The 20,451-nt window shown below is 64.3% G+C and carries 13 protein-coding genes; 7 read left to right on the top strand and 6 right to left on the bottom strand.

Annotation, left to right across the window (positions count from 1 at the left end):
* Window positions 1–571 (bottom strand): two-partner secretion domain-containing protein (locus D1Y85_RS25345; RefSeq protein WP_124153827.1); only part of this gene is annotated, 571 nt, incomplete at its 3' end.
* Window positions 572–1,061: 490 nt separating this feature from the next.
* Here D1Y85_RS25345 and D1Y85_RS25340 point away from each other — a divergent pair.
* Complete coding sequence (locus tag D1Y85_RS25340; protein WP_124153826.1) at window positions 1,062–2,225, top strand: porin; 1,164 nt, start codon at window positions 1,062–1,064, stop codon at window positions 2,223–2,225.
* 141 nt (window positions 2,226–2,366) lie between these two features.
* On the opposite strand, the gene D1Y85_RS25335 is transcribed toward D1Y85_RS25340, so the two are convergent.
* From D1Y85_RS25335 to D1Y85_RS25325, 3 genes are all read right to left on the bottom strand, one after another.
* Window positions 2,367–2,813 (bottom strand): TnsA endonuclease N-terminal domain-containing protein, encoded by a 447-nt coding sequence (locus tag D1Y85_RS25335; protein ID WP_221410339.1) that lies wholly within the window; start codon window positions 2,811–2,813, stop codon window positions 2,367–2,369.
* Between the two features lie 749 nt (window positions 2,814–3,562).
* The gene (locus D1Y85_RS25330) at window positions 3,563–6,040 is read right to left on the bottom strand and encodes a heavy metal translocating P-type ATPase (protein ID WP_124153825.1); all 2,478 of its coding nucleotides are present in this window, start codon (window positions 6,038–6,040) and stop codon (window positions 3,563–3,565) included.
* A gap of 228 nt (window positions 6,041–6,268) precedes the next feature.
* A complete protein-coding gene (locus tag D1Y85_RS25325; protein WP_124153824.1) occupies window positions 6,269–6,913 on the bottom strand; it encodes an FMN-binding negative transcriptional regulator in 645 nt (214 codons plus the stop codon).
* 281 nt (window positions 6,914–7,194) lie between these two features.
* Between D1Y85_RS25325 and D1Y85_RS25320 the strand changes: the two genes are divergently transcribed.
* Both D1Y85_RS25320 and D1Y85_RS25315 read left to right on the top strand, forming a co-directional pair.
* Entirely contained in the window at window positions 7,195–8,616 is a 1,422-nt protein-coding gene (locus D1Y85_RS25320; RefSeq protein ID WP_124153823.1) for a DUF1254 domain-containing protein, read from the top strand.
* Window positions 8,617–8,954: 338 nt separating this feature from the next.
* Window positions 8,955–12,692: a DUF748 domain-containing protein gene (locus D1Y85_RS25315; RefSeq protein ID WP_124153822.1), complete on the top strand. Its 3,738-nt coding sequence runs from the start codon at window positions 8,955–8,957 to the stop codon at window positions 12,690–12,692.
* 21 nt (window positions 12,693–12,713) lie between these two features.
* Here D1Y85_RS25315 and pdxR read toward each other — a convergent pair whose 3' ends face one another.
* Window positions 12,714–14,237, bottom strand: coding sequence for a MocR-like pyridoxine biosynthesis transcription factor PdxR (gene pdxR, locus D1Y85_RS25310; RefSeq protein ID WP_124153821.1), 1,524 nt, complete (start codon window positions 14,235–14,237; stop codon window positions 12,714–12,716).
* A gap of 186 nt (window positions 14,238–14,423) precedes the next feature.
* Between pdxR and D1Y85_RS25305 the strand changes: the two genes are divergently transcribed.
* From D1Y85_RS25305 to D1Y85_RS25290, 4 genes are all read left to right on the top strand, one after another.
* A complete protein-coding gene (locus tag D1Y85_RS25305) occupies window positions 14,424–15,518 on the top strand; it encodes an ABC transporter ATP-binding protein (protein ID WP_124153820.1) in 1,095 nt (364 codons plus the stop codon).
* A gap of 91 nt (window positions 15,519–15,609) precedes the next feature.
* Entirely contained in the window at window positions 15,610–16,653 is a 1,044-nt protein-coding gene (locus tag D1Y85_RS25300; protein ID WP_124153819.1) for an ABC transporter substrate-binding protein, read from the top strand.
* 116 nt (window positions 16,654–16,769) lie between these two features.
* A complete protein-coding gene (locus D1Y85_RS25295) occupies window positions 16,770–18,047 on the top strand; it encodes an ABC transporter permease (RefSeq protein WP_124153829.1) in 1,278 nt (425 codons plus the stop codon).
* 22 nt (window positions 18,048–18,069) lie between these two features.
* Window positions 18,070–18,909 (top strand): ABC transporter permease, encoded by an 840-nt coding sequence (locus D1Y85_RS25290; protein WP_124153818.1) that lies wholly within the window; start codon window positions 18,070–18,072, stop codon window positions 18,907–18,909.
* A gap of 57 nt (window positions 18,910–18,966) precedes the next feature.
* Here the strand turns inward: D1Y85_RS25290 and D1Y85_RS25285 are convergent, their stop codons facing one another.
* Window positions 18,967–20,442, bottom strand: a complete 1,476-nt coding sequence (locus D1Y85_RS25285) for an efflux transporter outer membrane subunit (RefSeq protein ID WP_124153817.1) — start codon at window positions 20,440–20,442, stop codon at window positions 18,967–18,969.
* Window positions 20,443–20,451 lie beyond the last annotated feature (9 nt).

Below are 20,451 nucleotides of genomic sequence, written 5' to 3'. Positions count from 1 at the left end.
ACGTATTGATAAAACCGCCGCCGTCAACCACAATCCCCGAACCGTTCGCGATGACAACAGCGGCTTTCTGGCCTGCGACCTCGACGTAGCCATTCAGGATCGACGGATTGTTGCTGTTGACCTGGTTGACAATGATCTTCGCCGCGTTATTCGCCGCGTAATTCGGATTACCGGATATCTGCCCTGCGAGTTGCGTACCCACATTGACGGGCGAATTGTTCAGAACCGCGCCGCTTTTGCTTACGTCGAATTGCGAATAAGTGTTAAGCGATACGCCAGCCCCCGACGGCCTGGTAACGTTCACTTGCGGCAGGCCGTTGGCCGTACTGATGACGTTCGGCGCATGCGCGCCCGAGGGCACAATCTGCGCATCCGCGAAAACAGGTGCGAGTCCGAAAAGCGCCAGCGCGGCAAATGCAGCGTGGCGCATGGCGAAAAGCGTGAAGGACCGAAGTGCGGGTGAAGGCCCGGTTTCACCATGACCTGTGCTGTGACCGATGGCTGTTTCTGCGACGGCGAGAAGCATTCCCCGCAGCTTGCTGAAGACAAGCCGGTAACAACGGTTATTCATTCTTATCCACCTTGTGATACCGGATGAAACCCCGCCTTTGCAGGGTGTTATCCAGCGGCTTCACACGACACCCGTCCGGCATCGACTTCTACGCGCGTTGCGCGCGCATGCGCTACGCGCGTTGCGCGCGCATGCGAAGGATCGTGCATCGATCCAGAATTTCGTTCTGTTAAATATCGTCAGAAACCTGTGCGAAAGGCACGTTTCGTCCGGATTTGATGCATCCGTTTGATGTAGTCGGGATTGACGGCCTGTTTTGTCATGACGAGTGCAGAGCAGACGCCGCGCTCTGACAGACCGGGCCAACAAAGTTAACGCGACCAGTCCGAAATCTGTTCTCGCTCACGGTCCTGAAGAATTGAATTCCATACGTTGCCGACCAACAACGGCCCGACGCAGCGGTATGGCTATAGTCGCCCTGCCTCGGCAAAAGAAGTGCTTCCCATATTTCAATCGGCGGATAGTTGGCCGATTCAGGCCGGGGAAAGGAATGAAGAACGTGAAGATCATTTTCAAGAAAGCCCTGGCCGCCATTGGCGTACTGGGCGTATTCAGCGCATCCGCGCATGCACAGAGCAGCGTCACCCTCTACGGTTCAATCGACGCCGGTATCCTGTACCTGAATAACGCGGGTGGCCACAGTCTGTGGCAACAGAGCGGCAGTGCACTGTCGAATACCTATTTCGGACTGCGCGGCGCAGAAGATCTGGGTGGCGGCACGAAGGCAATCTTCAGGCTGCAGTCGGCTTTCAACATCAACAATGGCGGATTCGCCAGGAACGAGTCCCTATTCAACCGGCTGGCGTACGTCGGACTTCAGAGCGACACCTACGGCACATTAACCCTTGGCCGTCAGTTCGACTCAGTGGTCGATTACCTTTCTCCGCTTTCCCTCTCTGGAAGCGGAGCGGGAGTCAACGTGGCGGGGCATCCGCTGAACAATGACAATCTGGGCACCCAGCGCTCCATCGCCAATGCTGTCAAGTTTGAGAGCGCGAACTACTCGGGCTTCCATTTTGGTGGCCTCTATGGGTTCAGCAATGACCCCGGCCAGTTCGCCAACGGACGCGCGTGGAGTGTCGGCGCAGGTTATTCGAACGGTCCGCTCAAGGTTGCCGCGGCCTACGACCAGTTAAACAATGATCCCGCTTCACTGAATTCCGCTGGTGCCGCGGCGGATGACGCACTGCCCGCAGGTGTGCATCGCGTCTTCGGTGTAGGCGCAAAGTATGCGTTTGGCCCGGCGACGGTCGGCGTGCTCTGGACGCACACGAAGCTCCAGCAAACGCATTTCGCAGGCGTGGCGCTTCCACTGGACGCCCGCTTCGACAATGTCGAGTTGAACGGCATCTATAACCTCACGCCTGCACTTGCCGTGCTGGGTGCCTATACGTACACCTTCGGCAAGACGTCGGGCTCCGGCACGACGTCGAGCGATCCGAAATGGCATTCGGTCACGCTGGCGCTGGACTACTCGCTCACCAAGCGCACCGATGTGTACCTCGCCGGGGTTTATCAGCACGCATCGGGCGACATGTACAACAACGATCAGGGCTCCGCGATCAGCAACACAACATCGATCGCGGGTATTCTGTCCCCGTCGACAACAGCCAATCAGGCTGGCGCTGCAGTCGGGCTGCGCCACCGCTTCTGAGCATAACCTCGCAGCCTGACGCCAGGCTGCAACCTTGAGACACACGCCGTCCTTCCTCACGGGAAACGGCGTGGATTCCCTCGAATTATTGGCACACGTGCGCCGACCATGAATCAAATTTTGCCGTAGCCGGTTACGGTATCAAGCTTTTTTATCCGTCTCCGGCAATTCCTGCACGATTTCCGCGCAGCCACGAAGCCCGATGAGATTGCTTGCCATCACGACGCTCATGCTCGTCTCAGTAACGAGCTTCCAGTCCACGTTACGCTGCGCCCAGAAGGCTTTTTCGAGTTCGAATTTTTCGAGTGTGCGGGAAAGCCTGTTACCGGGTGCCAGGCCGTCAGCATATTTGACGGTTCGCGCATATTCGCGAACCGAACCCTCGTCTGCCTTTACGGTAACAACGAAATCGGTCGTCATCACGATAGGCACGGTTGTCCCCGCATAAAGTGGATAGCGGATGCCGCGCAGGAGGGCAATATCCTGGACTGGCGCAAGAGGAAGTAGTGGGAACTGCTCGCGAATATCGACAACTTGCTCAGAAAATTCAAGCGCTACAAGATAGTGATACTTGAGATCGGAGAGCACGTGGGGATGCGCCGTGTCTTGACGCCATGGATCTTTCGCGAGCGGCCACGCGATGGAACGTCCTGCACCCGAAGCCACGGCTTGTAGTCGGGGCCGACGCCCTGCCCAAAGCCTTAAGCCACGTATCGATCGATGTCCGGCTGTGTCCTGAAACGTCGTGCCCGCATGCTTGCCCCATTGAATGAGAGGCAGGAGAATAGCGGCACGCAAACGGCTTGTGTCAGTCTCTATTGTTTTGTGTCTAACTATTTTGTCTTGTGTCGAACTCTATTGTTCGTTCACAGCAGCCGTGATCGAGGCATATCGAAGTCACATCGCGCCTCACACTTTTCCACAGAATTCGTGGAAAGGGCTGTGGGTAAGCTTGGGACATCGCGGCCAAGTGCTTGACGCGCAAGGAAAGACACGACGCAGCGGCGATCGAGGCACATCGGAGGCACATCGCGCCTCAAACTTTTCCACAGATTTCGTGGAAAGGGCTGTGGGCAAGCGTTGGACATCGCACCCAAGTCCTTGACGCGAAAGACATGACACCTCGACGCTGCGTCGCAGGCACGGCACCCCCGACGCCGAGCGCAGCGGCGTCTCTCCCGCTGAGCCGATCAGGCCGGTATCTCCAGTCTTGAGCTTTGCGATCGCGGACTTGATCGCGTCGATCTGCGCGCAGCGCAATATCGCTTCCACGATCGTTTGGCCTTGGCCGGTTCGGCCGGACGCCAGGTGATCCCAGGGGCGTCCCCCAGACCGCCTCAGCGCCGCTCGCGCCAGGTCCGCAGCAAGAGCGCATTGGTGACGACGCTCACGCTGGAGAACGCCATCGCAGCGCCGGCGAGCATCGGATTGAGCAGGCCGAACGCCGCGAGCGGAATCCCGATCAGGTTGTAGACGAACGCCCAGAAGAGGTTCTGCTGGATCTTGCGCCAGGTCCGCCGCGAGATGTCGATCGCGGCGGCGACGAGCGAAGGATCTCCGCGCATCAGCGTGACGCCGGCCGCATGCATGGCGACGTCGGTGCCCGTCGCCATGGCGATGCCGATATCGGCGGCGGCGAGTGCGGGCGCATCGTTGATGCCGTCGCCGGCCATCGCGACGATGCCGCCCGTGCGGATCTTGAGGTCGCGAATCGTGCGGGCTTTGTCGTCGGGCAGCACTTGCGCGTGGACTTCGTCGATACCCAGCTCCGACGCGACAGCCGCCGCGCTGCCTGCGTTGTCGCCGGTCACGAGCACGCTGCGGATGCCCATCGCTTTCAGGCGCGTGATGGCCTCGTGTGCGGCGGGCTTCACGGTGTCGCCAAAGGCGAGCAGGGCGAGCACCCCGTCGGCTTCTCCGGCGGCGCGTGGGCCGCTCAGCCAGGACACCGTATTGCCGGCTTCTTCGAGCGCCTTCGCGCGCGCCGCGAGCGCGGGCGGCACCGCGAACGCAAGCTCATCGAGCCAGCGGCCGCTACCGATGGCGAGGCGTCGTCCGCCGACTTGTGCCTCCACGCCGCGGCCCGGTACGGCACGCGCATGCGCGGCGGCGGGCAGGGCGCGGCCCGCCGCCTGCGCTTCGAACGCCTTCACGACCGCTTTCGCGAGCGGATGATCGCTTTGCAGCTGCACCGCTGCGGCGAGCGCGAGCGCATCGGCACGGTCGACGCCATCGGCCGTCTCGAACGCCGTGAGCGACGGCTGGCCGAGCGTGAGCGTGCCGGTCTTGTCGAACGCGACCACGCTCACGTTGTGCGCGGTTTCCAGTGCTTCGGCATCCTTGATGAGCACGCCGTGGCGCGCGGCGACGCCGGTTCCCGCCATGATCGCTGCGGGCGTCGCGAGACCGAGCGCACACGGGCACGCGATGACGAGCACGGCGACGGCGTTGAGGATCGCGGTTTCGGCATGCGCCCCCGCGAGGAGCCAGCCGGCGAGCGTGATCGCCGCGATGACGAGGATCGCGGGCACGAACACGGCGCTCACGCGATCGACGAGGCGCTGGATCGGTGCCTTCTCCGCCTGCGCGCTCTCGACGAGCCGGATGATGCGCGCGAGCGTCGTTTCCGCGCCGATGGCCATGGTGCGCACGGCCAGCGCGCCTTCGCCATTGATCGAGCCGGCCGTGACGGGGTTCCCAGGCTCTTTCGGCACGGGCAGGCTTTCGCCCGTGATCAGCGATTCGTCGATGTGGCTGCGGCCTTCGAGCACGACGCCGTCCACCGGCAGACGCTCGCCCGGACGCACGACGACCACCGTGCTCACGCGCACGGCGTTGAGCGGTACTTCGCGCTCGACGCCGTTCTCCCGGATGCGCGCGCGGTCGGGACGCAGGGCGTTGAGGGCGCGAATGGCGTCGGTGGTCTGGCGCTTCGCGCGCGCTTCGAGCCACTTGCCGAAGCGCACGAGCGTGATGACGACCGCCGACGCCTCGAAGTACAGATGCGCCATGTCGCCGGGATGCGCGAGCATCGCGTACACGCTCACGCCCCATGCGGCCGACGTGCCGAGCGCGACGAGCAGGTCCATGTTGCCGGCGCCTGCGCGCACGGCGCGCGAGGCGCTGCGGTAGAACCGCGCGCCGAATCCGAACTGCACGATCGACGCGAGCAAGAATTGCACGCTGGCGGGCAGCATCCAGTGGACGCCGAACCAGTCGCCGAACATGGGCAGCGCGAGCGGCGCGGTGAGCACGGCCGAGATCAGCACGGCATGCCATTCGCGACGGGTGGCGTCGCGGGCCGCGATGTTGCGTGCGGTTTCATCGTCGCCGGTTGCAGCGGTGGCTTCGTCGGCGAGTGGCGTCGCTTCGTAGCCCGCCTTCGTCACGGCGGCGACGAGCTGGTCGGCGATATCGCCGGTGAGTGGCGCACGCAGGTTGACCGTGGCCCGCTCGGTCGCGAGGTTCACGGTGACGCCCGCGACGCCGGGCACGCGCGAGAGCGCGCGCTCGACACGATTGGCGCACGACGCACAGGTCATGCCGCCGATGGTGAAGGTGGCCGTTTCGGTGGCGATGGGGGCCGCTTCGTAGCCGGCTTTTTCGACCGCGCCGGTCAGCGCTTCGGGCATGACGTCTTCGCGCACCTCGACGGTGGCCTTTTCGGTAGCGAGATTGACGGACGCGCGCGTCACGCCCGGCACTTTGGCGAGCGCCTTTTCGACACGGGTGGCGCACGACGCGCACGTCATGCCGCGGATTTCGAGTTCGGCGACGCGGGTGGGGGCGCGGTCTTCAACGACAGGATCGTTCATGCTTGGGGGCCGGGACGCTGTGAATGTTTCGACGTCAGGCAGTATCTACGTTCCCATGATGGGAAGGTCAAGGTCGTTTTCGACGCATCCCCGAGGATGATGCATCCTCGGGCGAAATTCGCACCGTAAAACGGGAAATGCGGCCCGGGCACCGGGTGCACACTGAATACGCGAGCGCCGTCGCGGGGCGCCAGCGCTCGCACGCGCCGCAGCCCCCCCGGCACTGCATCACTTGCTTGCTGGCGCCGATTCCCGCATGGCCTGTCCGACCGCGCGCTGCGCGTCACCCTCGCGAGCGAGGAGCGTGCTGGCGGCGCCCTCGATGTCGGCGGCCGTCTTGTTCTGGCTGAGCTTCCATTTGCCGACGAGCTTCGTCACCTCGATCTCGATGCCGACGATCGCACCGAGCATCTGCGTGAGGTAGTCCGCGGGCGCGTCGCCCATCTTCCAGGGCACGCTTTCGCCAGCTTCCATCTTGCGCGTGAGTCGCGCGACCACGCCGCGCACGTAGTTCTCGTCGTCGTGGACGACGATGCGGCCGTGCGCGTGGACGACCATGTAGTTCCAGGTGGGCACCTGACGATGCGTCTCGTGCTTGCTCGGATACCACGTCGGCGAAATGTAAGCCGTCGGGCCCTGGAAAATGACGAGCGCCTCGGGCGCGTCGGCGACCTCCCGCCATACCGGATTCGCGCGTGCAACGTGCGCGCGCAGCGTGCCGAACGGCCCGTTGGCCGGCTCGAATTCGAAGGGAATATGGTTCGCGTCCAGACCGGCGGGACCCCGCGTGACCAGCGAGCCGAAAGGCTGTGCGGCGATCAGCGCATCGATCACCTCGCGGCGGTTTTCTTCGAAATGGGCAGGAACATACATGTGAATGGTCTCCAGAAGGCGCGTGGCGCTCTGCGGCGAACGCGCGGCCAGTGTCGATTGACGACCCGGTGTGTGGTCTCGCTGTGTGGGCTCGCTTTGTGGTCTGTAACGCAGAATTCCGTTTAGACTGCTTTTCACGCCGAGGCGCGAGCGATACGATACCACCCGGCAGCATGGTCACAACGCAGCGCGAATTCCACGGCCCAGGGGGGCCTGTGCGCTTCGTCGGGGTTTGGTGACGTCAATTGCTGCATCGCCTGCATCGCACACAAGATCCACAAATGACAACAAAACGCCGAGAGTTTTCGTTTTACCGTACCTGCTTCGCGGTTGCAGGCGTCGTTCTCATGGCCGGATGTGCGTCCGCGCCGGGTGTTGCGCCGAGCGAAACCGGCTGGGTAAAAGACGAAGTGTCCGACTCCTATGTTTTCGGCTTTCCGCTCGTCCTGATGGACGTCGCGCGCGAAGCCGCGACCGGGAACGCGCCGGGCAGGTCCGAAACGAACACGCTGCGCCATACGCAGTCGCTGCCCCCGGTGGGCGCATCGAACCCGCCCGATCCCAATCTCGACACACTCGGCTCGACCGGCTGGCTCGATGTCGGCAGCGAACCGGTGCTCGTGAGCCTGCCCGATACGCATGGCCGCTACATGGACGTCCGCGCGCTCGACATGTGGACGAACGTCGTGTGGTCGACCGGCGCACAACTCGGTGACCGTGTAAGTGGCCTGAAAGCGCAAACGATTGCGTTCGTGCCCGCGGGCTGGAAAGGGACGCTTCCCGCGCGTGTCGAGCGCGTCGAAGTCGGCACGCGTTACGTGTGGTTCCTCGCGCGCATCCAGACGCGCGGCGGCAGTGACCTTGCGCCGGTGCACAAGCTGCAGCGCGCCATGCGTGTCGCGCCGCTTTCGGCGTGGGACGAGCATGGCGGGCGCGGTGTCGATGCGTCGGCCGCGGGAGCGAGCCAGAGCGGCGATCCGGTTGCGCCGGGCACGCCGGGCTCGCAGGTCGCCGCGCTCGACGCCAACGGATTTTTCGATCGCCTTTCGCGGGCGCTGGCAGACAACCCGCCCGCGCCGGAGGACCCGCATGCGCTCAAGATTCTCGCCGACATCGGCGTGCGCCCCGGCGACGCGGTGAAGTTTCCGCGCAGTGCGAAAAACGCCGTGGCGGCGGGCTATGCGGACGGCCGCACGCGCGTCGCAACGGCGCCGTCGAACGTGCTGGCGGGCAACGGCTGGCAGTGGGTCGGCGACGACGCGGGCAATTATGGGCCGGACTACTCGCTGCGTGCCTACACCGCGTATGCGCAGCCGGGTCTCGCGAAGAACGCGGACGAGGTGCGCGCGCGCGTGACGGTCGACAGCGAAGGCCATCAGCTCAACGGCGCAAACCGTTACGTGATTCATTTCACGGCGAAACAACTGCCGCCTGCGCGCGGTTTCTGGTCGATCACGGCGTACACGACGGACGGCGCACTCGATGCGGTCGCGCCCGTGCGCGTGGCATTCGGCGACCGCAACGGCGCGCGGCGCAATCGCGATGGTTCGCTCGACGTGCACGTTGCAGCGCAGCGTCCGCGCGGCAGCGCGAACTGGGTGCCCGTGCCGCGCGGGGACTTCCGCCTGGTGCTGCGCATTTACGCGGCGACGCACGCCGCCGTCGACGGCAACTGGCAGCCGCCCGCGGTCGAGCGTCAGTGAAGCGCGCGACGCGCGCCCGGTGCACGCCGGGTGCGCGGGCGAAGGCGTCGCCCGTAACAAGCCCGTCACAATCTAGTGGCGCGATGCGCATACAGCGGACGGGATGCATCGCGGCATTGCTTTGACACTGCAAGACATTGCGCCGTCATCAGTCAGTCAAATCCCGGCACGTCCACCGTGCCCGATCACGGCTTCCTTGCGTGGCATGCGTGTCTCACGTCGTACTTTTGCCGCGAGCGCCGCCATCGGGCCTATACTTTCCGCTGTCGACACAGTCGACCGTCACCCCAGTCCCACTACACGCGGCGGGCCTGCTGCCGCGTCACCGTCAAGTGAGCATGGCAAGCCTCGACAAAACGTCGCTGAACTCTTCGCTGCAATCGGTCCGCGCCGTCGCGCGCGCGCCCCGCACCCGGCACATCCTGACCGGCGTGCTGATCTTCCTCGTCGTCGTCGGGCTGCTCGGCTTTTTCGCCGCGCCGCCGATCATCCGTCACGTTGCCGCCCAGCAGCTCAGCAAGCAGCTGGATCGCCCGGTCAGCATCGGCAGCATCGCGCTCAATCCTTATACGCTGCGATTCGAAGCCGACCGCGTCCATATCGGCGAGCGCGGCGGCGAAGGCAATTTCTTCGATGTCGAGCGGCTCGTCGTGCGGCCATCGTGGATGTCGCTTTTCCGCCTCGCGCCCATCGTCGACGAGGTGCGTCTCGACTCGCCGCGCGTAACGATCGTGCGGCTCGATGCGCAGCGCTTCAACTTCACCGACCTGATCGAGAAGTTCTCGAAGCCCTCGCAACCGAACAGCAAGCCAACGCCGTTTTCGCTTTCCAATATCCGCATCGAAAATGGCCAGATCACATTCGACGATCGCCTGCTCAACGAAAAGCATTTTATCGATCGCATTACGGTCGGCGTTCCGTTCATCGCAACGCTGCCTTCGAAGACCGATATCTTCGTCGAGCCGCTCCTGCGCGCGCGCATCGACGGTAACAGCACGCTCGCGTTCGACGGCCGGACCAAGCCGTTTGCGACGTCGCGCGAGTCCGAGGTCTCGCTGCGGCTCGACTCGCTCGACGTGCCGCGCCTCCTGACCTACGCGCCGTCGAAACTGCCCGTGCAGGTCAAGAGCGGCAAGCTCTCGACCGACCTCAAGCTCACCTTCGTGATGTCCGGCGATAAACCCGAACTACGCGTCTCGGGCACCACCGACCTCAACGAAATAGACACCGCCGATACGGCCAACGCGCCGCTCTTCGCCGCGCGCAGCCTGCATGTCGCGGCGGCGTCGCTGGCGCCGTTCAGCAATGCGTTCCACTTCGACGAAATCCGCCTCGATGCACCTAACGTCTGGATCGCGCGCGACAAGAACGGGGTGCTGAGTATCGAAAAGCTGGCGGGTAGCCCGAACGCGGCGAGCGGTGCGGCGGCTTCGGCGGCCCCGGCGCAGTCCACCGCGGCAAAGGCAGGACCTCTCGACCTCTCGATTCGCCAGTTCGCGATCAATGGCGGCACGGTGCACGTACACGACGAAACCACGTCGCGCCCTGTCGACACCGTGCTCACGGACCTCAACACCACGCTGAGCGATTTCTCGAGCACGGCGAAGACGCCCGCGAAATACACGCTCGCCCTGGCGACGCAGGATGGCGGCACGGTGAAAGCCGCGGGCTCGTTCGGCATGGTCGCCAAGGCCGCCGACGCGAAGATCGAACTGGCAAACCTGCACCTCGTGCCGATGCAGCCGTACCTCGACAATCTGAGCGCCGCGCAGATTATCGACGGCAAGCTCGGCCTCGACTCCACGATTACCGCCGACTGGTCGAAGTCGCCTGCGGCGGTGCAGGTCGGTGACAGTACACTGAGCCTCGACTCGCTGAAAGCGGCGGCGCGCGGCGAAAAGACACCCGTCATCGCGCTCGGGCAGGGCGTCGTGAAGGTGACGCAGGTCGATCTCACGGCGCACACCGCGCAGATCGCTTCGGTGGACGCGACGGGCCTCGTCGTGAACGGCGAGCGCGCAAAGAACGGCAACATCAACCTCATGGATCTCGCGGGCCACCACGAGGTTGCACAGGAACGCACGGCGATCCATGCGGCAAAGAAATCGGCGACGGAAGGACCGGCCTGGCGCTACAAGATCGACGCGCTCAACCTGCACAACGGCACGATCAATTTCACCGACAGCACCACGCCGCAGCCCGTGAAGCTCGCGATCACGCCGCTCGACCTGAAGGTGCAGCAGATCAGCGACGACCTCGGTCACGCGCTGCCCATCGACCTGAAGGCGACGCTGAACCACAAAGGCACGCTCGCGCTCAACGGCAACGTGAACCCGACGCCGCTGAAAGCCACGCTCAAGATCGACGCGAACCGGCTCGACGCGGCCGCGTTCGAGCCGTACTTCGGCAGCGAGCTGAACGCCGTGATTGCGAGTGCGCTGCTCAACATGAAGGGCGACCTGGCGGTGGAGCAGGGCAAGGCGATGAAGGCGAACTATCGCGGCGACGCGGCGCTCATCGACGTGCGCATGCTCGACAAGGTCACGTCGGGCCCGTTCGCGGGCTGGCGCTCGCTCGCGCTTTCGAACCTGAAGGCGAACTACGACGAAGCGCGCGGCACCGACGTCGATGCAAGCCGCGTGACGTTCGCGGGCTTCTACGGCAGCGTCGTGCTGGACGCGCAGGGCCGCCTGAATCTCAAGGATGTGGTCGCACACCAGACGGGCCCGGCGCAGTCGCTCACGCGCGATACAGCTGCTGCCACGCGCGGCGGGCGCGAACCCGTGCCGCTTTCACCGCAGGCAGCGAGCGCGGTGGTTGCGCCAGCCGCGCCGCAGGTTGCGTCGGCGCCTGCCACGGTCACTGCCGCGCAGCCGTCGAAAAATCCGATGAAGCTGCACTTCGGCCGGCTGGTGCTGCAGGACGGCCGCGTGACCTACACCGACAATTTCATCAAGCCGAACTACACCGCCAACCTCGTGCAGATCCAGGGCACGGTGGGCGCGTTCGGCACGCAATCGACGACGCCCGCGCCCGTCGACATCTCCGCGAAGCTCGCCGCCAACGGACCGATCGCGATCAACGGCACGGTGAATCCGCTCATCGACAAACCGTCGCTCGACATCACCGCGAGCGCGCATGGCATCGAACTCACGAACCTCACGCCGTATTCGGCGAAGTACGCGGGCTATCCGATCACGAAGGGCAAGCTCAACGTCGATCTGCACTACAAGCTGGAGAACAGCGAACTGACGGCGAACAATCACCTGTTCATCGACCAGTTGACGTTCGGCGAGCACGTCGAGAACGACACCGCCACGAAGCTGCCCGTGCGCCTCGCGATTTCGCTGCTCAAGGACCGCAACGGTGTGATCGACGTGAACATTCCCGTGTCGGGCTCGCTCTCGAATCCGGAGTTCAGCCTCGGCAGCCTGATCTGGACGGCGGTGCTGCACCTGATCGAGAAGGCTGTGACGGCGCCGTTCACGTTGCTGGCGAACGCCTTCGGCGGTGGAGCCGAGGATCTCGGCTATGTCGAGTTCGCGCCCGGCAAGGCCACGCTATCCGATGAAAACAGGAAGAAGCTCGACACGTTGATCAAGGCGTTGACCGACAAGCCATCGGTCAAGATCGACCTGATCGGCCGCGTCGACCCGGCGGTCGATACGCCGGCGCTGCGCACCGCGTATGTCGATAACCTCGTGCGCCTGCAGAAGGTGAAGGATACGGTGGGCAAGGGCGAGAGCGTGGACACGTCGCAAGTGACGGTCGACGACAAGGAGTACGGCAAGTACCTGGAAAAGGCGTATAAGTCGGCGGATTTCAAGAAGCCGCGCAACATGATCGGCCTGACGAAGACGCTCCCCGACGACGACATGAAGCAGGCACTCGCCGATCACGCACCCGTCGACGATGCCGCCTTGCGCGACCTCGCGCAAAAGCGCGCGCAGGCGGTGCAGCAGTACTTCGAGAGCAAGGTCGATCCGGGTCGCGTGTTCATCGTCGCGCCGAAGCTCGACGCGAAGGGGATCGAGGACAAGGGCGCCACCACGCGCGTCGACTTCGGGCTCAAGTAACGCGCGTGGCGAGGCGCCGTGTCATGCGGCGCGCTGCTTCGCGTTCGGCGCGCGCGCGAACACCTGATCTTCGATCACGCGCGCGAGCGTCGCGAAGGCTGGCTCGATCTGTTCATGCGGCACGCAGGCATAGCCGGTCAACAAACCCTGGCGTTTCTGCTCGCCGTTGTAATACCCGGTGAGCGGACGCACGATCACGCCAGCGTCGAGAGCGGCGGCCGTCGTCGCACGGTCGTCGGCGTAGTCGGGCAGACCGAGCACGAAATGCAGACCGGCTTCTTCGCCCATCACGGGCAGCGCATCGCCGAAATGGCGCGTCACGGCGTCGATCAATAGCTGGCGGCGCTCACCATAGAGCGTGCGCATGCGGCGCACGTGCGAGGTGAGATAGCCGTCCATGATGAATTCCGCGAGCACGGCCTGCTGCATGAGCTGCCCTTCGCGGTAAAGCTCGGCGACGCCCGTGCGGAAAATCGGCGCGAGCCGCTCGGGCACGACCATGTAGCCGATGCGCAGCCCCGGAAACAACAGCTTGCCGAGGCTCCCCACGTAGATCACCTGGTTCGCATCGTCGAGGCCCTGCAGCGACGCGAGCGGGCGGCTGCCGTAGCGGAACTCGCTGTCGTAGTCGTCCTCGATGATCCACACGTTGTGCTGGCGTGCGTATTCGAGCAGCGTGCGCCGGCGCGCGAGGCTCATCACCATGCCGAGCGGATATTGATGCGATGGCGTGACGAGCGCGATACGCGGCGGATCGCGCAGGTCCGCTTCGCTGGGGTTCAGCCCTTCGTCGTCCACCGGGATCGGCGCAAGCTTGAGCCCCGACGATTGCAGCACGCTACGCGCGCCCCAGTAGCACGGCTCTTCGACCCACGCGCGTTCGCCCACGTCGGCGAGCAGGCGCACGGTGAGGTCGATCGACTGGTGGATGCCGGTCGTGATGATGATCTGGTCGGGCGTGCAGCGCACCGAACGCGCGACCCGCAGGTAGTCCGACAACGCCCGGCGCAGCGGCCGGTAGCCGCCTCCGGGCGCGTAGGTGAGCAGGCCGTGGCTCGCCGACCGCCACAGCCGCGATTGCAGGCGGCTCCACGTGCGCGCCGGAAATTCGGCGACGTCGGGCACGCCCGGCATGAACGCGCCCCATTGTTTCGCCGATACCCCGGCCTGGTCGATGAGCCGCTGGCCCCGCGACGATATGTCGCCGCGCGGCGAGGCGGTCGCCGTCGCTTCGTCGGCCGTCTCGCCGTCCAGCGGGGGCAGGCTCACGGCGGCGGAGTCGGGGCGCGTGTCTGCGACATAGGTGCCGCTGCCCGTGGTCGAGATCACGTATCCTTCGGCGCTCAACTGGTCGTAGACGTGCAGCACCGTGTTGCGCGCGACGTGAAGGTCGCCCGCGAGCGAGCGCGAACTGGGCAGCTTCGTCCCCGGCGCGAGCCGGCCGGTCAGGATCGCCTGCTGCATGAGGTGCAGCAACTGGCGGTAAACGGGTTCGGCGCTCTCCTGCTCGAGCTGCGCCGAAAGCCATTCAGACAGGATCTCCATGCCTAAGTGGTTCCATCAATAATTATGAAATGGCTCCATAGGATAGAGCCGGAAGCGTCTATAGTAATCGCGATGTCAGATCCGGTTAATGCCCCATAAAGCGTATTTAATCGCGCCGGATCGCCGAGGGTGGCCCGAACGGGGTTACCGACTCGTGAGAACAGAATTAAGGATGGAGACTGGGCGATGAAGAATTCCGACGTGATCGTCAGCTTTCGCGGCGTGCGCAAGACTTACGACGGCGAAACCCTGGTGGTGAAGCAGCTCGACCTCGATATTTATCAGGGAGAGTTTTTGACCCTGCTCGGGCCGTCCGGCTCGGGCAAGACCACCTGCCTGATGATGCTCGCGGGCTTCGAGTTTCCCACCGGCGGCGAGATCCGCCTCGATGGCAAACTGCTGAACAACGTGCCGCCGCACAAGCGCGACATCGGCATGGTGTTCCAGAACTATGCGCTCTTCCCGCATATGACCGTCGAGCAGAACGTCGCGTATCCGCTCGGCGTGCGCAAGGTGCCCACGGCCGAACGTGCACAGCGCGTGAACGACGCCCTCAAGATGGTCCGCATGGAAAGCTTCGCCAAGCGCTATCCGGCGCAGCTTTCGGGCGGCCAGCAGCAGCGCATCGCGCTCGCTCGCGCACTCGTGTTCCAGCCGAAACTCGTGCTCATGGACGAGCCGCTCGGCGCGCTCGACAAGCAGCTTCGCGAACATATGCAATACGAACTGAAGTCGCTGCACGAGAAGCTCGGCGTCACGTTCGTCTACGTCACGCACGATCAGGGCGAGGCGCTCACGATGTCCGACCGCGTCGCCGTGTTCGACAAGGGCATCGTCCAGCAGCTCGATACTGTCGACTGCCTCTACGAATCCCCGTGCAATGCGTTCGTCGCGAACTTTATCGGCGACAGCAACCGCCTGCGCGGCACCATCTCCGCCGTTGACGGCGAGTTCTGCGAGTTCGAGCTTGCCGACGGCACGCGTCTCACCGGCCGCAACGTCGCGGGTGCGAAGGCCGGCGCCGGGGCCGTTGCATGCATCCGGCCCGAGCGCATGAGGCTCGCCGCGAACGGCTCGGCGCGCGCAGGCGTGAACGCGATCGCCGGCGAGGCGCGCGGGCTCATCTATTTCGGCGACCACGTGCGCATGCGCTGCGGTCTGCCGCACCAGGACGAGTGTTTCGTGAAGGTGCCGCTCGGCACCGACGCGCTTGAAGGCTTTACGCCCGGCCAGCCGGTCGCGCTCGAATTCGCGCCGGAGCATCTGCGCGTGTTCGCCTGAGCGGGTAACCCGCTCGGGTCTGTCTGTAGTCGTTGGGAAGACCGGGCGCGAAGCCCGGGATAAAACACCACCTTGGAGAAGAGACTTAACCATGAAAAAGATCGGCAACACGCGCGTTGCAGCGGTCGCGGCCGCGCTCGCACTCTCGCTCGGCATGGCGCACGCCGCTGAACTGACCGTCGTGAACTTCGGCGGCGCAAACGGCGATGCACAAAAGGCAGCGTTCAACGGCCCGTTCCAGGCACAAACCGGCAACAAGATCACGGCCGTGGAGTACAACGGCGAGCAGGCCAAGGTGAAGGCCATGGTCGAAGCCAAGCACGTGAACTGGGACGTGGTTGAAGTCGAGACCGGCGACATCGCACGCGGCTGCGACGAAGGCACCTACGAGAAGCTCGACTGGTCGAAGCTCGGCAACAAGGCCGACATCATCAAGGCGGCACAGCAGCCCTGCGGCGCAGGCATTTTCGTGTGGTCGACGGCGCTGGCTTATAACGCCGACAAGCTCAAGACCGCGCCGACGGGCTGGGCCGATTTCTGGGACGTGAAGAAATTCCCGGGCAAGCGCGGCATGCGCAAGGGCGCTGAGTACAACCTGGAATTCGCGCTGATGGCTGACGGCGTCGCGCCGAAGGACGTCTACAAGGTGCTCGCGACGAAGGAAGGCCAGGACCGCGCGTTCAAGAAGCTCGACGAACTGAAGCCGAACATCCAGTGGTGGGAAGCAGGTGCACAGCCGCCGCAGTTCCTCGTTGCGGGTGACGTCGTGATGTCGACCGTGTACAACGGCCGCATCGACGCCGCACGTCGCGAAGGCAAGAACCTGAAGGTGGTCTGGAACGGCAGCATCTATGACCTCGACTACTGGGCGATTCCGAAGGGCTCGCCGAACAAGGCGCTGGCCGAGCAGTACATCGCGTACACGATCTCGTCGAAGCCGCAGCAGGCCTACTCGCAGCACATCGCCTACGGTCCGGTGAACCAGGGTGCGATCAAGGCGCTTGATGCGAAGACGCTCGAGGACCTGCCGAACTCGCCCGCGAACGCCAAGAACGCGGTTCAGCAGAATCTCGCATTCTGGACTGACCATGGCGACGAACTGGAGCAGCGCTTCGCTTCGTGGGCCGCGAAGTAAGCGAGCGCATTCACGCAGGCTCGTGCCTGCATGAATGAACGGAGGAGAGGCCGCGCGCGTGATGCTTGGCACCGTGCGCGGCCTGTTGTATGGGTAGGAGACAGGCTGTGACAACGATGACCACCGTGACCCCCGTTGCCGACACCGGCAGCGAATCGACGGCCCGGCTAAAGCGCGAATTGCGCGTGGCACAGGCGAAAAAACGCACGATGGCGCTGATGCTGATCGCGCCGCTGGCGATCTTTCTGCTGCTGATTTTCGTCGTGCCGATCGCCGCGCTGCTCACGCGCGCGGTGCAGAACCCCGAAGTGGCGACAGCGCTGCCTCACACCATCACGACGCTGCGCGGCTGGGACCGCAAGAGCGCGCCGCCCGATACGGCTTTCGTGGCGCTCACGCAGGATCTCGCGGCGATTCAGGATGGCGAAGCGATGGGTGCGCTCGCACGCCGCCTGAACGTCGAAATTCCCGGCTTCCGCTCGCTCGTTGCGAAGACCGCGCGCGCCATGCCGCTCGCCGACGACGACGGCCATCCGCTCACGCTTACGCCCGCGCAAACGCGCGCGAAGCTCGTCGAACTCGACGACCGCTGGGACGACGTGAGCTACTGGCAGGCCATCGCGAAGAATAGTTCGCGCATTTCGCCGTTCTATCTGCTGGCGGCGCTCGACCACCGTCAGGATGCGTTCGGCAACATCATTGCCGCCGATCCCGACCACCAGATCTACCTCGACGTATTCGGCCGCACGTTCACGATCAGCGTGTTCGTGACGATATTCGCGTTGTTGCTCGGCTACCCGCTCGCCTACTGGATCTCGACGCTCTCCGAGCGCCGCGCGAACCTCGTGATGATCCTCGTGCTGATTCCGTTCTGGACGTCCATCCTCGTGCGCGTCGCCGCGTGGATCGTGATTCTGCAAGGCGAGGGTCTCGTCAACAAGGCGCTGATGGGCACCGGATTGATTTCGCATCCGCTCATGCTGCTGTTCAATCGCGTGGGCGTTTATATCTCGATGACGCACATCCTGCTGCCGTTCATGGTGCTGCCGCTTTACAGCGTGATGAAGTCGATTCCGCAGACGTATCAGCGCGCAGCCGTCTCGCTCGGCAGCCATCCGTTCGCGGCGTTCTGGCGCGTGTACGTGCCGCAGACGTATCCGGGCGTGGGCGCAGGCGCGCTGCTCGTGTTCATTCTCTCGATCGGCTACTACATCACGCCCGCGCTGCTCGGCGGTCCTGGCGATCAGATGGTGAGTTATTACGTGGCGTACTTCACGAACATCTCGATCAACTGGGGCATGGCCTGCGCGCTCGGCGCGCTGCTGCTGGCGGCGACGACGGTGCTGTACTTCGTCTACGGGCGCTTCACGCGCACGCAACTGAGCCTCGGCTGACGCCGTCGCGGAGACACATTCGATGAAATTCGCCAAGCCCCTTTTCGCGCCGCACACCTCGGGTGTCGAGCGTGTGTGGTATTTCGTGCTGCGCGGCCTTGCCGTGCTGACGCTGCTTTATCTCGTGCTGCCGGTGCTCGCCATCGTGCCGCTGTCCTTCTCGTCGAGTACCTTTCTCGTCTATCCGATTCCGGGGTGGTCGCTGCGTTGGTACGAGAACCTCGTGATGTCCAGCGAGTGGCGCATGGCCGCGAAGAACAGCTTCATCGTCGGACCGGCGGCCACGGTCGTCGCGACGGTGCTCGGCACGTTGGCCGCAATCGGTATCACGAAGGCCGATTTCCGCGGCAAGTCGGTGCTCATGGCGATCCTCATTTCGCCGATGATCGTGCCTGTCGTCGTAGTCGGCGTCGGTATGTACCTGTTTTTCGCGCCGCTCGGCCTCGCGAATACGTACACCGGCCTGATTCTCGCGCACGCATCGCTCGGCGTGCCGTTTGTCGTGACCACCGTGTCGGCGACGCTGCAGGGCTTCAATTACAACCTCGTTCGCGCGAGTCTCTCGCTTGGCGCGAATCCGGTGAAGACGTTCTTCAGCATTACGCTGCCCGTAATCGCGCCGGGCGTGATTTCGGGCGCGCTGTTTGCGTTCGCGACGTCGTTCGATGAAGTGGTGGTGACGCTGTTCCTCGCGGGCGCCGATCAGACGACGCTGCCGCGCCAGATGTTCACGGGCATTCGCGAGAACATCAGCCCGACGATCGCCGCGCTCGCGACGATCCTTATCGTGTTCTCGACTTCCCTGTTGCTCGCGCTTGAATGGTTGCGCGGCAGGAATGCCGCACGGGCGGTGAAGGCATGATGTAAAAACGGCACCTGAGGGTGCCGTTTTTGTTTGTGCGCGTCGCGTGGCGCGAGACTACCTTGCCGCCTCGTCCGGCAGCGCAGCCCCGCCCAATGCCTGATAGAGCGCAGCTGTATCGGCGAGGCGGTCTGCCTGGGCGCGAGTCCGGTCGAGCGAAGTCTGCAGCGCCGTGCGTTGCGTGTCGATGAGAGCGAACTCGCTGACGCCGCCTGCCTTGTAGCGCGCAGACGCGATCGCCACATTCGCCTGTGCCTCGCGCGCGGCCACGTCACGTGACTGCAGTTCGAGCGCATCGTCTTCGAGCGTGTGCAGCGTATCGGCGACCTGCTGCAGCGCCTGCAGCACAGTCTGTCGATAGTCGGCAAACGCGGCATTCCAGGCCGCCTCCGACGCACGCTTCTTTGCCCGCAATTCGCCACCGTGAAAAACCGGCTGTGCGAGCCCGAGGCCGAAATTCCAGATGTTCAGCCCGCTGACGATGTCCGCGATACGCGTGCGCTCCGAGCCTGCCTGTGCGGAGAGCGAGAATTGCGGATACAGATTCGCCGTTGCGACACCGATGTTTGCACTCGCCTGATGCAACATCGCTTCGGCGGCACGAATATCGGGCCGTTCGCGGGCGAGTGTCGACGGCAGCGTGATCGCAACGGTGTCGGGCAGATGCAGCGCGTCGAGCGTGAGGGCATCGAGTTGTGCTTCGTACTGCGTGCTCGACGGTGTGACGCCCAACAGGATCGCAAGCTGGTGATCGGTCTGCGCAAGCTGCGTGGTGAGCGGCGGCAGCGTCGCGCGCGTTTGCGCAAGCAGTGTGCGCTGACTGCGCACGTCGATCTCAGCGGAACCGCCTATCGCGAGCCGCTTCTCCATGATCGAAAGCTGGCGCGACTGCGCGTCGATCAGTTGCTGTGTGACTTCGATCTGGCGACGCAGCGACGCGCGCCGCACTGCGGCTGACACCACGTTGCCCGCCACGGTAAGACGCGCCGCTTCCAGTTCGTAACCCTGATAGTCGACTTGGGCGCGCGTGGCTTCGAGCGCGCGGCGATTCGCACCGAAAATGTCAAAGACATACGACACGCTGACCGTCGCCTCGAAGAGCGTGAACGGTGGAGGATTCGGCGCGGACGTAATGCCGAACGCTGCGAGGTCGACTTTCTGGCGCGTGCCCGAGAGCTTCGCATCGACGGACGGAAACAGCGTTGCGCCAGCCTGCGCGTTGTAGTTTTCGCGCGCTTCCACGAGTTTTTCGCGTGCGGAATCGAGCGTAGGGCTGGCGTTCAGGGCAGCGTCGACTAGCTGTTCGAGCGCCGGGCTGCCGAACTGCGTCCACCATGCGCGCGGCGCGTTCGGTGCCGCGAGGAATGTCTGCGCGCCGCCGCCTGCCCCACTCGGGGCAGCGGTCGCGGTGGGCGTGCCGGCGCGCGTATAGGTAGTCGTATCGGGCGCGGCAGGCGTACGAAAGTCCGGGCCGACCGCGCAGCCCGCGAGCATCAGCGCACACGCGGTTGCGGACAACGAGAAAGCACGCATGGCCGAGCG

Source organism: Paraburkholderia dinghuensis (assembly GCF_003837865.1).
Lineage (GTDB): Bacteria > Pseudomonadota > Gammaproteobacteria > Burkholderiales > Burkholderiaceae > Paraburkholderia > Paraburkholderia dinghuensis.
Note: the sequence above shows the minus strand (reverse complement) of the source record. Positions and strands in the feature narration are given on the sequence as shown.

What these genes read in the sequence shown, in the direction of transcription:
- D1Y85_RS25330 (WP_124153825.1), bottom strand. Translation starts at nt 6,040, where the DNA reads ATGAACGATCCTGTCGTTGAAGACCGCGCCCCCACCCGCGTCGCCGAA.
- D1Y85_RS25305 (WP_124153820.1), top strand. Translation starts at nt 14,424, where the DNA reads ATGAAGAATTCCGACGTGATCGTCAGCTTTCGCGGCGTGCGCAAGACT.
- D1Y85_RS25285 (WP_124153817.1), bottom strand. Translation starts at nt 20,442, where the DNA reads ATGCGTGCTTTCTCGTTGTCCGCAACCGCGTGTGCGCTGATGCTCGCG.
- D1Y85_RS25340 (WP_124153826.1), top strand. Translation starts at nt 1,062, where the DNA reads ATGAAGAACGTGAAGATCATTTTCAAGAAAGCCCTGGCCGCCATTGGC.
- D1Y85_RS25315 (WP_124153822.1), top strand. Translation starts at nt 8,955, where the DNA reads ATGGCAAGCCTCGACAAAACGTCGCTGAACTCTTCGCTGCAATCGGTC.
- pdxR (WP_124153821.1), bottom strand. Translation starts at nt 14,237, where the DNA reads ATGGAGATCCTGTCTGAATGGCTTTCGGCGCAGCTCGAGCAGGAGAGC.
- D1Y85_RS25290 (WP_124153818.1), top strand. Translation starts at nt 18,070, where the DNA reads ATGAAATTCGCCAAGCCCCTTTTCGCGCCGCACACCTCGGGTGTCGAG.
- D1Y85_RS25295 (WP_124153829.1), top strand. Translation starts at nt 16,770, where the DNA reads ATGACCACCGTGACCCCCGTTGCCGACACCGGCAGCGAATCGACGGCC.
- D1Y85_RS25325 (WP_124153824.1), bottom strand. Translation starts at nt 6,913, where the DNA reads ATGTATGTTCCTGCCCATTTCGAAGAAAACCGCCGCGAGGTGATCGAT.
- D1Y85_RS25300 (WP_124153819.1), top strand. Translation starts at nt 15,610, where the DNA reads ATGAAAAAGATCGGCAACACGCGCGTTGCAGCGGTCGCGGCCGCGCTC.
- D1Y85_RS25320 (WP_124153823.1), top strand. Translation starts at nt 7,195, where the DNA reads ATGACAACAAAACGCCGAGAGTTTTCGTTTTACCGTACCTGCTTCGCG.